The sequence below is a fragment of the Nocardioides sp. GCM10028917 genome, from assembly GCF_042666175.1.
Taxonomy (GTDB): domain Bacteria; phylum Actinomycetota; class Actinomycetes; order Propionibacteriales; family Nocardioidaceae; genus Nocardioides.
The window spans coordinates 88,610-102,519 of record NZ_JBHTFL010000008.1 but is presented as its reverse complement, the minus strand read 5'-3'; the positions used below and the strand labels follow the sequence as shown (position 1 = coordinate 102,519).

At 71.8% G+C, this 13,910-nt stretch carries 12 protein-coding genes and 1 pseudogene; 4 read left to right on the top strand and 9 right to left on the bottom strand.

The genetic code is table 11. The features are described from left to right. The first annotated feature begins 25 nt into the window (after positions 1 to 25). A complete protein-coding gene (locus tag ACFQW6_RS16910; RefSeq protein ID WP_378547929.1) occupies positions 26 to 1,819 on the top strand; it encodes a 3-hydroxyacyl-CoA dehydrogenase family protein in 1,794 nt (597 codons plus the stop codon). 11 nt (positions 1,820 to 1,830) lie between these two features. Here ACFQW6_RS16910 and ACFQW6_RS16905 read toward each other — a convergent pair. The 4 genes and pseudogenes from ACFQW6_RS16905 to ACFQW6_RS16890 all read right to left on the bottom strand — a co-directional run. Continuing rightward, positions 1,831 to 1,968, bottom strand: a pseudogene (locus ACFQW6_RS16905) (VOC family protein); the annotation flags it as partial. A gap of 82 nt (positions 1,969 to 2,050) precedes the next feature. Beyond that, positions 2,051 to 2,215, bottom strand: coding sequence for a hypothetical protein (locus ACFQW6_RS16900; protein ID WP_378547924.1), 165 nt, complete (start codon positions 2,213 to 2,215; stop codon positions 2,051 to 2,053). A gap of 329 nt (positions 2,216 to 2,544) precedes the next feature. Then, the gene (locus ACFQW6_RS16895) at positions 2,545 to 3,006 is read right to left on the bottom strand and encodes a VOC family protein (RefSeq protein WP_378547921.1); all 462 of its coding nucleotides are present in this window, start codon (positions 3,004 to 3,006) and stop codon (positions 2,545 to 2,547) included. Between the two features lie 94 nt (positions 3,007 to 3,100). After that, a complete protein-coding gene (locus ACFQW6_RS16890) occupies positions 3,101 to 5,524 on the bottom strand; it encodes a LuxR C-terminal-related transcriptional regulator (RefSeq protein ID WP_378547919.1) in 2,424 nt (807 codons plus the stop codon). Positions 5,525 to 5,760: 236 nt separating this feature from the next. On the opposite strand from ACFQW6_RS16890, the gene ACFQW6_RS16885 reads away from it, so the two are divergent. After that, on the top strand, positions 5,761 to 6,531 hold the full coding sequence (locus ACFQW6_RS16885; RefSeq protein WP_378547916.1) for a hypothetical protein: 771 nt from the start codon (positions 5,761 to 5,763) through the stop codon (positions 6,529 to 6,531). 58 nt (positions 6,532 to 6,589) lie between these two features. After that, complete coding sequence (locus tag ACFQW6_RS16880) at positions 6,590 to 7,357, top strand: alpha/beta fold hydrolase (protein WP_378547913.1); 768 nt, start codon at positions 6,590 to 6,592, stop codon at positions 7,355 to 7,357. 13 nt (positions 7,358 to 7,370) lie between these two features. Here ACFQW6_RS16880 and ACFQW6_RS16875 read toward each other — a convergent pair whose 3' ends face one another. Next, positions 7,371 to 7,907: a CGNR zinc finger domain-containing protein gene (locus ACFQW6_RS16875; RefSeq protein ID WP_378547910.1), complete on the bottom strand. Its 537-nt coding sequence runs from the start codon at positions 7,905 to 7,907 to the stop codon at positions 7,371 to 7,373. Positions 7,908 to 7,945: 38 nt separating this feature from the next. Here ACFQW6_RS16875 and ACFQW6_RS16870 point away from each other — a divergent pair, with 38 nt between their 5' ends. Continuing rightward, positions 7,946 to 8,944: a DMT family transporter gene (locus tag ACFQW6_RS16870; protein WP_378547907.1), complete on the top strand. Its 999-nt coding sequence runs from the start codon at positions 7,946 to 7,948 to the stop codon at positions 8,942 to 8,944. On the opposite strand, the gene ACFQW6_RS16865 is transcribed toward ACFQW6_RS16870, so the two are convergent. The 4 genes from ACFQW6_RS16865 to mce form a co-directional block, all read right to left on the bottom strand. Beyond that, positions 8,922 to 10,010, bottom strand: a complete 1,089-nt coding sequence (locus tag ACFQW6_RS16865) for an AI-2E family transporter (RefSeq protein ID WP_378547904.1) — start codon at positions 10,008 to 10,010, stop codon at positions 8,922 to 8,924. The genes ACFQW6_RS16870 and ACFQW6_RS16865 overlap by 23 nt on opposite strands. Before the next feature lie 203 nt (positions 10,011 to 10,213). Then, a complete protein-coding gene (locus ACFQW6_RS16860) occupies positions 10,214 to 11,548 on the bottom strand; it encodes a hypothetical protein (RefSeq protein ID WP_378547901.1) in 1,335 nt (444 codons plus the stop codon). Positions 11,549 to 11,698: 150 nt separating this feature from the next. After that, positions 11,699 to 13,039, bottom strand: a complete 1,341-nt coding sequence (gene ccrA, locus ACFQW6_RS16855; protein WP_378547898.1) for a crotonyl-CoA carboxylase/reductase — start codon at positions 13,037 to 13,039, stop codon at positions 11,699 to 11,701. Positions 13,040 to 13,154: 115 nt separating this feature from the next. Further along, positions 13,155 to 13,604: a methylmalonyl-CoA epimerase gene (gene mce / locus ACFQW6_RS16850; RefSeq protein WP_300051475.1), complete on the bottom strand. Its 450-nt coding sequence runs from the start codon at positions 13,602 to 13,604 to the stop codon at positions 13,155 to 13,157. Between the last annotated feature and the right edge of the window lie 306 nt (positions 13,605 to 13,910).

Genomic DNA, 13,910 nt, shown 5'->3' with positions numbered 1-13,910 from the left:
GCGGGCGGCATGGGAGCATGCGTCCATGACTGACACGGCTACCCGCGAGTTCACCACCGTCGGCGTCATCGGCCTCGGCACCATGGGCGCCGGCATCGCCGAGGTGTTCGCGCGCAACGGCTACTCGGTCGTCGGGGTCGAGGTCAGCGACGCGGCGGTCCAGCGCGGGCGCGAGCACCTCGAGCACTCCACGGGGCGGGCGGTCAAGCGCGAGAAGATGACGCAGGAGGCCGCCGACGAGCTCCTCGGCCGCATCACGCTGACGACCGAGATGCAGGACCTCGCCGACGCCGACCTCGTGGTGGAGGCCGTCGTCGAGTCGCTCGAGGTCAAGAAGTCGATCTTCCGCAGGCTGGACGGCATCGTCCGTCCGGAGGCCGTCCTGGCGACCAACACGTCCTCGCTCAGCGTCACCGAGATCTCCACGGCGAACTCGAGCCCCGGCCGGGTCGTGGGCGTCCACTTCTTCAACCCTGCGCCCGTGCAGAACCTCGTCGAGATCATCCGCACGGTCGTCACGGAGCCGGACGTCCTCGCCGACGTGGTGGCGCTGCTCCGCGACCTGGGCAAGAACCCGGTCGTCTGCGGCGACAAGGCCGGCTTCATCGCCAACACGCTCCTCTTCGGCTACCTCAACCACGCGGTCGCGATGTACGAGGGCAAGTACGCCTCGCGCGAGGACATCGACGCCGCCATGCGCTTCGGCTGCGGCTATCCCATGGGTCCGCTGGCGCTGCTCGACCTGATCGGCCTCGACACGGCCTACGAGATCCTCGACACGATGTACAAGCAGGGACGCGACCGGCTGCACGCGCCGGCGCCGATCCTCAAGCAGTACGTCACCGCGGGCCTGCTCGGTCGCAAGTCCGGGCGCGGCTTCTACACCTACGAGGCGCCCGACAGTCCGGTGGTGGTCGAGGACGCTCACACCCCGAGCTCCGACGACAAGCCGCAGCTTCGCCACGACATCCGGCTCGTCGGCGTCGTCGGCACCGGAACGATGGCCTCAGGCATCGTCGAGGTCTTCGCGAAGGCCGGCTACGACGTGCTCTTCACCGGTCGCGGCCAGGACAAGGTCGACGGCGTCGTCGCGGCCATCACGAAGAACTTCGACAAGCAGATCCAGCGAGGCCGTGCCACCGAGGAGCAGAAGACCGACGTGCTCGGTCGGGTGCGCGGCACCACGTCGCTCGACGACCTCAAGGACGTCGACCTCGTCGTCGAGGCGATCGCCGAGGACCTGGCCATCAAGACCACGCTCTTCGAGAACCTCGACGAGATCTGCAAGCCCGGCGCCATCCTGGCGACCACCACCTCCTCGCTGCCGATCATCTCGATGGCGAGGGTGACCAAGCGTCCGCAGGACGTCATCGGCATGCACTTCTTCAATCCCGCCGCGATCATGAAGCTCGTCGAGGTGGTGTCCACCGTCGCCACCGACGAGGCGGTGACCGAGACCGTCCTCGCTCTGTGCGAGAAGGTCGGCAAGGTGGCCGTGCGGTGCGGCGACCGCTCCGGCTTCATCGTCAACGCGCTGCTCTTCCCCTACCTCAACGACGCGGTGAAGATGCTCGAGGCGCACTACGCGACCGCCGACGACATCGACACCGCCATGAAGCAGGGCTGCGCGCTCCCGATGGGACCGTTCGAGCTGCTCGACGTGGTCGGCAACGACGTCTCGCTGGCGATCCAGCGTGAGCTCTACCTCGAGTTCCGCGAGCCCGGCTTCGCACCTGCCCCCCTGCTCGAGCACCTCGTCACGGCCGGCTACCTCGGGCGCAAGACCGGTCGCGGCTTCCGCGACTACAGCGCGCGCTGACGCCCGCGGGGTCAGTCGAGGAAGAACTCGTTGCCCTCCGGGTCGGCCATGACGATGTGGCCCGCGCTCATCGGCGGGGCGGGCTCGTTCCGCTCCACGCGTGTCGCGCCGAGGCCGACGAGGCGATCGCTCTCGGCCTCCAGCGCCGCAGGAGCGGATCGTGTGGACCACGCAGGACCTCACGACCCCGTAATGACCACTCAGCGACGGTTCGGGACGGACGCCAACCAGTTACCTAGGGCGTCCACCCTTGTCGTCGCCCATTCCCAGTCCCGCCTGCGGGTCTGCGAAGCCTTGGCGGTCGTAGGACGACGTCCCGGCGTACCGCTTCTGACGCCAGGCCGCCCACGCGAACAGGGCGACCAGCAACCCGACCAGGATCCAGAACAGAAACATGGCAACCGCCTCTTTGCCACAGGGTAAGCCGACGGGCCGGTCGGTGCTGCGGTGGTCTAGTGGGGCAATTCCTAGGACCTGAAGGCGCAACACCATTCGCTGCTCGGTGTCGGTAGGGACCGGTACGGTCGCCGCATGGCCGCTCCGATCAGACCCAAGCCCCAGTCCTGCGAGGCGTGCGGTGGCACGTCCGTCCGCCGCGAGTCCGTGCAGCCTCGCATCGGGGACGGTGTGGACCCGTACTCCCTGACCTGCGAGGACTGCGGGCACCAGGCGGTCGTGTCCTAACAGTCCGCTAGGGCGGCACCAGGGCGCTGCAGGGCGTCAGTTCAGTCAAGGCAGAAGACGTTGCCTTCCGGGTCCTCCATGACGATGTGACCGCCGCTCATCGGCGGGGCGGGCTCGTGCCGCTCCACGCGTGTCGCGCCGAGTGCGACGAGGCGATCGCTCTCGGCCTCCAGCGCCGCCATCCGCTCGTCGCCGTCGAGCCCGGGCGCGGACCTGAGGTCGAGGTGGACGCGGTTCTTGGCCGTCTTGCCCTCGGGCACCCTCTGGAAGAACAACCGGGGCCCGCCGCCGTCGGGATCCTCGGCGGCGGACCGGGAGTTCCACTCCGACTCGGGCACGCCGATCTCGCCGAGGAAGTCGTGCCAGGCGTCGAAGGGATCCTGGCCCGGCGCGAGCTCGCGCCCGGGCGGTGCTGGGTTGACGTAGCCCATGGCGTCGGCCCAGAAGCGGGACAGCGACTCGGGGTCGTGGGCGTCGAAGGTCACTTGGATGGTCCGGCTCATGCCGGTCATCCTGCCGCGCGCCACCGACAGCGGACACCCCGCTGACCGGCACGAAGTGCCCGCTCGACGCGCGGGACGGGCACGAAGTGCCCGGTCAGCGGTTGTCGACGACGAGTGCCGCGAGGCGGGCGCGCGTGTTGATGTCGAGCTTGCGGTAGATGTGGGTGAGGTGCGCGTCGACGGTGCGCGGGGAGACGTAGAGCTCCTCGGCGATCTGGCGGCTCGTCAGCCCGTGCGCCACCCGCTCGGCGACCTGGCGCTCAGCCGCCGTGAGTGCGTCGAGCACCGACGGTCGTGCGGACGCGGTTCGGTTGAAGACGGCCGTGATGAGCGGGACCGCGTCGGCGGACAGGTCGTCGCCGTCGAGCCACTCCGCGGGTGCCCGCGTGGCGGGCACCACGTCGTAGTCGGCGGAGTAGCCCCAGCGCGCCGCCTTGCGCGGCGTGCGGAGCGCGAAGGCGGCCGCGGCGAGCGACCGCGCCTCGGGGAGGTCGCGTGCCCGCGCCACCCCGGCGAGGCCGTCGAGCACGTCGGCGGCACGCAGCGGCAGGCGCATGGTGTGGCAGTGGTCGAGGGCGGTCAGGTAGGTGGTGGTGGCCTGGTCGAGGTCGCCGAGGTCGACCAGCGCGCGGCCGAGGAGCAGGCGGGCATCGACCCCGTCGCGGCCCAGACGGGCGGAGTCGGCCAGGGCCACCACGTCGGCGGCGAGCCCGGCTGCCCGCTTGGCGTCGCCCTTGGCCAGCAGGTCGCGCCCGTCCTGGGCGAGCACGGGAAGGCGGACCGCCCACGGCAGCGTCTCGCGGACGACGTCGGTGGGCACCCACGTCGGGTCGAGGTTGCGCAGGAGCGTCTCGGCGAGCAGCCCCACCCGGTCCTCCGCGAGCTCGCGGGCCTCGACGACGACGGCCCGGGTCCCGGCGACGGCCTCGGCGATGCGGCCCTGCTCGAGGGCGATCCGGGCGAGGAGGGTGCGCAGCGACAGGTCGATCCAGCGCTCGTCGCGCGTGGTGCGCGCAGGCATGGCATCCGTCGCGGCCCGGGTGGCCTCGTCGAAGCGGCCCTGCGAGGTGTAGAGGTCGGCGAGGGTGCGGGTGGCCTGGCGGCGGATCGACCCGTCGGGGTCGAGGCTGAGCGCACGCGTGGCCTCGGCCTCCGCGCTGGCCAGGTCGCCGGCGTCGAGGTGCATCTCGGCGCGGATCGAGGCGGTCTTGGCCAGCTGCTCCTCGGGGCGCGGAGCCGACGACGCGTGCTGGTCCGCGCGGTCGAGCAGCCAGAGCCCCTCGTAGGTCCCGCGCATCTCCGAGGCGGCGATGCCGGCCCGGCGGGCGACCTGCGCGCCGATCCCCGGGGGACCGTCCCCGCTGGCCAGGGCGCCCTCCAGGATCTCGACGGCCTCGCGGGCGCGCATCGAGGTGTAGAGCGAGGAGAAGATGCGGTTGGCCACCGAGTAGCCGTCCGCGCGCGTCTCGGGCTCCGCGCAGGCCATCAGGACCGCGTGGCGCATCGCAGGCAGGTCACCCAGCCACTCGGCGTCGGCCGCGCCGTAGTTGTCGTGGGCCGGCGCGTGGGTCTCGGCCCACGCGAGCAGCCCGGCTCGGACCGCGGCCACGTCGTCGGGGCGGGCGAGGGCGCGCGCCCGACCGCGGATGGGCGACAGCATGTCGAAGTGGCCTCGCGTGTCGACCTCGAGCAGGCTGCGGCGCACCAGGTTGCCGGCGAGCTCGGCGGTCTCCGGGACGGACGCGTCCAGCACGTGCGCCAGCACGCCGAGGCCGACCTGGAAGTCGAGCAGCCCGATGCGGCGCAGGGCGGCGGCGCTGGCCTCGTCGAGGAGGTCGTGCGCCGAGTCCACCGCCTGGTCCAGGCTGACCGCGGACATCGCGTTGCTGAGCCCGACGAGTGCGGACTGCACGGCGACCTGCTCGATCAGCAGCGGCAGGCCACCCGTGGCGCGCAGCAGGCGACGTACCTCGTGCGCCTGCTCGGCCAGGTCGACCTGCTGTCCGCCGGCGGCACGGATGCGGCGGAGGAACAGCTCGACGGCAGGGCCTTCCAGCGGGGCGCGCTGGGCGGGCACCGGCAGGGGGCCGACACGGACGACGGACTCGGCCGGCTGGCCGGCGGTCGTCAGCGCCGTCACCACCACGCGGGCGTCGCTGGTGGCTTCGAGCACCGACTGGAGGACCGGACCGGCCTCCGTCGTGTCGAGGTCGAGGCCGTCGAGGACGAGCAGGCACTCACGCCCGTCGACCGCGCGGCCGAGAGCACCCGTCAGCGAGTCGCCCGGCGCCGTCTCCGACTCCAGGCTCTCGAGGGCCGCGACGAGCACGTCGTCGATCGTGCGCAGGTTGCGGGCGTCGACCCACGAGGCGACCGCGACCGAGGCTGCGGCGACGTGGCGCACGAGCAGCGTCTTGCCGCTGCCGGGAGGGCCCACGACCGTGACCCACCGCGACTCGTCCAACGCCTCGTGCAGGGCGCGCTGCACGTCCTCACGACCGAGACATGGGGACAGCACGACACGAACCTATCGCTCCTACGCACCTGAGTTACGTAGGACTACGGATGCCGGGACACCAGGGTTCGCGGGAGTCTTCTCTTACGCCGAGGGCATCGAGGCCGCGCGAGGGGATGGCCCCGCTGCCCACCGGCCGCTTGTCGGAGCAGGTCGCACATCGTCGGGGGTCGATGGGCGGCCTGCTCTTGCAGGTCCCGCGCCCGTGCTGCCTTGCCGCCGATGCGTACTCTGGGGCCATGGAACTCGTGCTCCTGCTGGTCGTCATCGGCGGGCTCGTCGCGGTCGCCGTCACGGCCGGCAAGACGGGCAAGAGGCGTGAGCTGGCGCGCGCCGAGTCCGAGGTCGCCCCGGTGAAGAGGCTCGCCGAGGAGGACGTCACCGCCCTCGGCGTGGAGCTGCAGGACCTCGACATCGAGCTGGCCGGACACCCGCTCGACGCCGGCGCCAACGCCGACTACCAGCGCGCCCTCGACTCCTACGAGTCGGCCAAGGTCGCCGCTGCGGCGCTCACCAGGCCCGAGGACGTCAAGCACGTCACCGAGATCCTCGAGGACGGCCGCTACGCGATGGCGTGCGTGCGCGCGCGGGTGGCCGGGGAGCCGCTGCCGCAGCGGCGCCCGCCCTGCTTCTTCGACCCGCGCCATGGCATGTCCGTGGCCGACGTCCCGTGGGTCCCGCCGGGCGGCGCGCAGCGCGACGTCCCGGCGTGCGCGCTCGACGTCGAGCGCGTGCGTGCCGGCGCCGAGCCCGACATCCGCAAGGTGATGGTCGGCTCGCGCCGCGTGCCCTACTGGCAGGGTGGCCGGGCCTACCAGCCCTACGCGCAGGGCTACTTCGGTGCCTTCTCGCCGATGGACTGGATGTTCATGGGCATGCTCTTCGGTGGCGGCTTCGACGGTCTCGGCGAGGGCATCGGGGCGATCGGTGAGGGCATGGGCGACATGTTCGGCGGCATCGGCGACGGCATTGGCGGCATGTTCGACGGGTTCGACGGCTTCGACTTCTGAGCCGGTCCGAGGACGGGTCGGTGGCCGCCACCTGACCGCGCTGCGGGAGGATGGCCGCGTGAGCCTGCACCGCACCGAGCTCGGCGACTCCGGTCCCCGCGTCGTCTTCTGCCACGGACTCTTCGGCCAGGGCAAGAACTGGACGCAGGCCGCCAAGGCCCTCAGCGCCGACCACCGGGTGCTGCTCCTCGACATGCCCAACCACGGCCGCTCGCCCTGGACCGACACCTTCGACTTCCTCGAGCTGGCCGACCTGGTCGCCGCCGAGATCGGCGACGAGCCGGTCGCGCTCGTCGGGCACTCCATGGGCGGCAAGATCGCGATGTGCCTCGCCCTGCGGCACCCGGAGCTGGTCGAGCGGCTGGCGGTGGTCGACATCGCCCCCGTGGTGTACGAGAGCGGGCGGGAGTTCGTCGGCTACATCGAGACGATGCGGGCTCTCGACCTCGGCTCCCTGGAGAGCCGCGGCCAGGCGGAGGCAGCCCTGGAGGAGGCGGTGCCCAACCGCGTGGTGCGCAGCTTCCTGCTGCAGAACCTCAGGCGCACCGACGACGGCTGGCACTGGCAGGTCAACCTCGACCTGCTCGGCGAGGAGATGGCCGAGCTGGTCGGCTGGCCCGGCGAGCGGCTCGGTGACGCGACGTACGACGGCCCGGTGCTGTGGGTGGGCGGCGCCCGCTCCGACTACATCTCCGACGACCACGCCGTCGAGATGGACCGCCGGTTCCCGCGCAACCGGCGCGTGCTCGTGAAGGGAGCCGGCCACTGGGTCCACTCCGAGCAGCCGGACGTGTTCCTCGAGGTGCTCAAGCGCTTCCTGCCGTGAGGAGCGGTCGTCCTCAGGTCCGCTGGCGAGCCCGGTAGGCCGCGACGGCCTCCCGGTTGCCGCACGTGGTGGAGCAGTAGCGACGCGAGCGGTTGCGCGACAGGTCGAGCACGACGTCGTCGCAGTCGTCGGCCGCGCACGTGTCGAGGCGCGACATCTCGTCGGCGCGGATGACGTCGACCATCGCCATCGCCGTCTCCACCACCACCCGCTCGTCGAGCGGCCGGTCGGGGTCGACCGCGTGGAGGTGCCAGTCCCAGTGGTCGTGGCGCTGCAGCTGGGGGAGTGCCTTGGCACGGGCGAGCATGTCGTTGACGATGCCCGCCGCCTCGTCGCGGTCGGCCAGCAGCAGGGACCTCAGGGCGGGACGCAAGCGGCGTACGGACTCCAGCTCTCCGGGTGTCGCGTCGTGCCGACCCGTGTAGGGCCACGAGGCGAGGAACGCCGACAGGTCGTCGACCGACCCGAGGGGTTCCCCGGGGTCGTCGGTGGAGTTGACCAGCGCGACGGCTGCCTGCAGCGACGCGTCCGTGTCATCCGTGAAAAGCATGTTGACACATTACAGGAGACGCGCCTAACGTCATCACCGTGACGGCTTTGACTCATGACAGCGCCCGGTCGCGGACCACGACCGGCCTGACCTTGGCGGTCGCGTCGGCCGCGTCCTTCGGACTCTCCGGCGTGCTGGCCCGCGGCCTGCTCGACACCGGCTGGAGCGCCGGAGCCACGGTGGCGCTGCGCATCGCGATCGCGGCGGCCGTGCTGGTCGTCCCGGGGGTCCTCGCGGTGCGCGGGCGCTGGTACCTGCTGCGCAGCAACGCCGGGCTCATCACGGTCTACGGCATCGCAGCCGTCGCCGGCGCCCAGCTCTGCTACTTCTACGCCGTCACCTACATGCAGGTCAGCGTCGCACTGCTGCTGGAGTACACCGCCCCGGTCGCCGTGGTCGTGTGGCTGTGGCTGCGCCACGGGCACCGTCCCTCGGGCACCACGCTGCTGGGCGCCGCCATCGCCGCCGGTGGCCTGGTGCTCGTGCTCGACGTCGTCTCGGGTGCGGAGCTCAGCGTCGTCGGCGTGCTGTGGGCCCTCGGCGCCATGGTCGGTGCCGCGACCTACTTCGTCATCTCCGCCGACGAGGACAACGGCCTCCCGGGCATCACGCTCGCCGCCGGCGGCCTCCTGGTCGGCGGTGCGGTGCTGCTCCTCGCGGGCGTCAGCGGCGTGCTGCCGTTCCACGCCTCGACCGCCGACGCCGTCTACGACGGGCGGGCCGTCGCGTGGTGGATCCCGGTGGTCGCGCTCGGCCTGGTGACCGCGGCCTTCTCCTACGTCACGGGGATCGCGGCCGGACGTCGGCTCGGCAGCCGGTTGGCGTCCTTCGTCGCGCTCGGCGAGGTCCTCGCCGCCGTCATCTGGGCGTGGCTGCTGCTCGGCGAGCTGCCCCGCCCCGTCCAGCTGGCGGGCGGCCTGCTGGTGCTGGCCGGCGTCGTCGTGGTCAAGCTGGGTGAGTCGCGCGCGCCGCTCACGGTCGATCCGCTGCCGGAGGCCCAGCAGGTGCGTGACCTCAGCGGGCGTCCTGCCGCCTGAGGAACACCTCGCGGTGCAGCATCAGCAGCGCCGCCGCCACGGGCACCGCCAGCAGCGCGCCGATGACGCCGAGCAGCGAGCCGCCGACGAGCGCGGCGATGACGGTCAGGGCGCCCGGGATGTCGACCGAGCGCTTCATGATGCGCGGGTAGATGAGGTAGGACTCCAGCTGCTGGTAGGCGACGTAGTAGACCAGCGCGATGATCGCCACCGTGGGCGAGACGGTGAGGGCCAGCAGGGTCATGATGGCCGCGGAGACGAAGGCGCCCACGACCGGGATCAGCGACAGGAGCCCGACGACGAAGGCCAGCGCGAAGGCGTAGTCGCCCAGACCCACCACGAACGAGAAGATCAGCGTGGAGATGCCCGCGCACACCGCCACGACGAAGGCGCCGGCCACGTAGGCGCCGGTGGAGCGGATGATCCGATCGCCCAGTGCGCGGACCCGCGGCCGGCGCGAGGCGGGCGCCATGCCGTAGGCCGCCGCCTTGATGCCGGGCAGGGAGGCGAGGAAGTAGAGCGTCAGCACCAGCACGATGAACGTGTTCGCCAGGGCGGAGAGCACCTGCAGCCCCACACCCAGGGCCCCGCCGAAGAGGCTGGCGGAGAAGTCGGAGTCGGTGACGTAGTCCCGGGCCTTGCTGATGACGTCGTACTTGTCGTCGAGCTCCTGGACCCGCTTGTTGGACTGCAGGTTGTCGAGCCACTCCGGCGCGTTGCGGGTGATGGCCGCGATCTGCTCGCTGATCACCGGTGCCAGGGCCACGACGAACAGCGTCAGCACGCCGATCACCGCGACGAGCACGATCAGCAGTGACCATCCGCGCCTGAGGCCGCGCCGCATGATCGCCTCGACGGCCGGGTTGAGGCCGATGGCCAGGAACATCGCCAGCACCAGCAGCACCAGGATGCCCGAGAGGCGCAGCACCTGCTCGGACAGGAACACGGCGACGAGCGCGCCCAGCGCGCCGAAGAACCCGATGTGGAACGGCGTGTGGGCCATCAGGGAGTGGGGCCGGGGCGGGGCGGGAGGCGGGATCTCACCGACCCCGTCATCGACCACCATGGCGGTGGCGTTGTCGACCTCGCCGCCGCCGACCGTCTTCTCGCCCGGCTCCTGCGCGGGCTCCCGGGCGACCCGGGCGGACTCCTCGGGCGTGGCCGGGCTCTCCTTGGGGCGGTCCTCCGGGCGCTCGCCGAGAGGCTCCGTCGGTTGCTCGGGCCGCGCCGTGGACGTCGAACCGCCGCGGAGCCTGCTCCACCAGCTGCTCAGGACTCGTCCTCGCCGAAGCCCGCGACCACGTCGCGCAGGGCACCCAGCTGGGCGGTGATGGCGTCACGGCGCTTCGCGGCGCGGTCGACCTCGGCCTGGATGTTGGCCAGCTCGCGCTCGGCCTCGGCGACCCGGGTCGCTCCGATCGAGTCGGCCTGGGTGCGGGCCGACGCGACGATCTGCTCGGCCTCGCGCCGGGCCCGCGTGAGCAGGCCCTCCGACTCCGACTGCGCCTGCTGGCGGTGGGCGTTGGCCTGGGCGGTGGCCTCGCGCGCACGCTGCTCGGCAGCGTTGGCCCGTGCCTCGGCCTCGGCCACCAGGCGCTGGGTCTCGGAGGTGGCGTTGCTGTGGTGCTCGGCCGCCTCGCGGGCGAGCCGCTCCTTCTCGACGGCGAGCGTGCGCCGGGCCTCCTGGACCTCACGGTCCGCCGCGGCGCGCGCCTGCTCGGCCTCACGGGTGGCGGTCACGCGCATCTCGTTGGTCTCCTGCTGCGCGGCGAGCCGGACCTGGTCGGACTCGCGGCGCGCGGAGGCGAGCAGGTCCTCGGCCTCGGCCTGGGCGAGGCTGCGCTCGGTCGCGGCGTCGGCCGTCAGCCGCGAGCGCATCTCGTCGAGCTCCTTGAGCTGCACCATGCGCATGTCGTCGGCCTCGCGGGCGGCGTCGGCGCGGATGCTGTAGGCGTCGCGCTCGGCCTGGGCGCGGATCTCGTCGGCCTCGCGGCGGGCTGCGGTGCGCACGTCGGCCGCCTCGTCCTCCGCCATCTTGAGCATGGAGGTGGCGCGACCGCCGAGCCCGGCGTAGGTCGGGTTGGTGTTCTCCGAGACCTCCTGGCGCAGCCGCTCGAGCTCGGACTCGAGCTCGATGACGCGCTCCTCGCTGCTGGCGAGGCTGGTCGCCAGGCCGGACTTCTCGCTCTGGAGCTGGTGGACGCGCTGGTCGACCGCAGCCTTGTCGTAGCCGCCGCGGCGCACCACGGGGAGGGGAGCGGCCGCCTGGGCGGGCACCGCGGGGAGCGGCGCGGCCGGGGGGACCACCGGCGAGCGCCGGGTCGCCTCGGCGGCGGGAGCGGGGGGCTGGGGCGTGGGTCGGGTGGACGGGGCGGCAGGTGCCTGGGCAGGCGGCGCAGGGGTCGGCTCGGGCGTCGCGCTCGCGACGGGGGCCTTCTTCGCAGAGGTCTCCCGCGCCGCGGCCGGAGGTTCGTCCTTCGGGGTGACCGGCAGCACCTGGGTCTCCTCGCCGGCGGTCCCACGCGCGGTCGAGCCGCCGGGAGCGGCCTTGTCGTCGGCGGACTCCGGCTCGTCGAAGATGGACAGGCCCTGGTCGGAAGCCATGGTGAGGCACCCTCTCTCACGTCGTACGGACTGCGTCGGTGCCAGTCTCTCCGATGCCGTCGGAAAGACACACCCCGGCTCGCGGGCGACTTCGTGCGAGTCGCGCGAACCGGGGTGTGGAACGTCTCAGGTCCGAGACCTCAGGCGGGATCAGACGCCGCGGAACCTGTTGATCGCGGTCTCGTGCTCGGCCCGCATCTCCTCGTCGAGCACGCCCAGCCCCTCCTCAGGGGCGAGGCAGAGCACGCCGACCTTGCCCTGGTGGGCGTTCTGGTGGACGTCGAGGGAGGCCTGGCCGACCTCGTCGAGGGTGTAGGTCCGCGACAGCGTCGGGTGGATCTTGCCCTTGGCGATGAGGCGGTTGGCCTCCCACGACTCGCGGTAGTTGGCGAAGTGGCTGGAGATGATGCGCTTGAGGTTCATCCACAGGTAGCGGTTGTCGTACTCGTGCATGTAGCCCGTGGTCGAGGCGCACGTCGTGATGGTGCCGCCCTTGCGGGTGACGAACACGGAGGCGCCGAAGGTCTCGCGGCCGGGGTGCTCGAAGACGATGTCGATGTCCTCGCCACCGGTGAGCTCGCGGATGCGGGCGCCGAAGCGCTTCCACTCGCGCGGGTCCTGCTCGGTGCCCTCGTCGTTCCAGAACTTGTAGCCCTCCTCGGAGCGGTTGATGATCAGCTCCGCTCCCATGCTGCGGGCGATCCTCGCCTTCTCCTCGTTGGAGACCACGCACACGGGCGTCGCGCCACCGTTGAGGGCGTACTGCGTGGCGAAGCCGCCGAGCCCTCCGGAGGCGCCCCAGATGAGGACGTTGTCGCCCTGCTTCATGTCGCCGCCGTTCTTGCTGACGAGCTGGCGGTAGGCGGTGCAGTTGACGAGGCCGGGGGAGGCGGCCTCCTCCCAGGTCAGGTGCTCGGGCTTGGGCATGAGCTGGTTGGCCTTGACCATCGCGACGTCCGCGAGGCCGCCGAAGTTGGTCTCGAAGCCCCAGATCCGCTGCTCGGTGTCGAGCATCGTGTCGTTGTGGCCGTCGGGGCCCTCGAGCTCGACCGAGAGGCAGTGCGCGACGACGCGGTCGCCGGGCTTCCACTTCGTGACGCCGGGCCCGGTCTTGAGCACGACGCCGGCCAGGTCTGAGCCGACCACGTGGTACGGCAGGTCGTGGCGCTTGGTCAGCTCGCTGTTGCGGCCGTAGCGCTCGAGGAAGCCGAAGGTCGAGACCGGCTCGAAGATCGAGGTCCACACGGTGTTGTAGTTGATGGCGCTCGCCATCACCGCCACGAACGCCTCACCGGGACCGAGCTCCGGCAGCGGCACCTCCTCCACGTGGAGGGACTTGCGCGGGTCCTTCTCCTTGGCGGTGAGGCCCTCGAACATGTCCACCTCCTCCTTCTTCACGAAGGCGGCGCGGTAGGACTCCGGGAGCTCGAGGCTCGCGAAGTCCTCCGAGGTGGCGCTGCCGGACTGGATGGCGTCGAGGATGTTCTGCACGGGTGTCTCCTGGTGAGGCATCGGGTGAGGCATCGGGGGCACGAATGGCGGTCAAGATACCGGCGAGTAACCTCGAGCGGTCGGAGGTGTGACGTACGTCGCTGAGGCGCAGGCGTCAGTGCGGGCGGGCGGCCGGCTCGACCAGCTCGACCAGCACGCCGCCGGCGTCCTTGGGGTGGATGAAGTTGACGCGGCTGTCCGAGGTCCCGCGCCGCGGCGCGTCGTACAGCAGGCGCAGGCCGCGCCCGCGCAGCACGTCGGCGACGTGCTCCACGTCATCGACACGGAAGGCGAGCTGCTGGATCCCCTGGCCGTTGCGCTCGAGGAACTTGGCGATGGTCGACTCAGGGGAGAGGGGCGCCAGCAGCTGGATGCACGAGCCGGAGTCGCCCACCCCCACCATCGCCTCGCGGACGCCCTGCTCCTCGTTGACCTCCTCGTGGAGGACCTCCATGCCGTAGGCCTCGCGGTAGAAGGCCATCGCCTCGTCGAGGTCAGGCACGGCGATGCCGACGTGGTCGATGGCGGTGAAGAGGTGCCGGACGTCGCTCAGCTCGGGAGTCATGGGCTCATGCTGTACGACGCCGGGCCCGGGGGCGAGGGGGTGTGACGGTCGCCACTCCGGTCCCATCCCGGGCCGGACCCGGCTCGTCGGGACCGGCTACGGGGCGAGGCTCGCGTCGGAGTCGTAGTGGCCGATGACGGCCGCGGCGTCGATGTCGCCGACGAAGCCCAGCGCGAGGGGGGAAGCGGCCGGTCGATGCTGTGACGAGCGCCTCACTCCGGGCTGCGGGGGCACCCTCCCCGCGGGGGTGCCGCGGTGGGTAGTGTCCGAAGGAGCACGACCCCCGAACTTCGACCGACTGCTGGA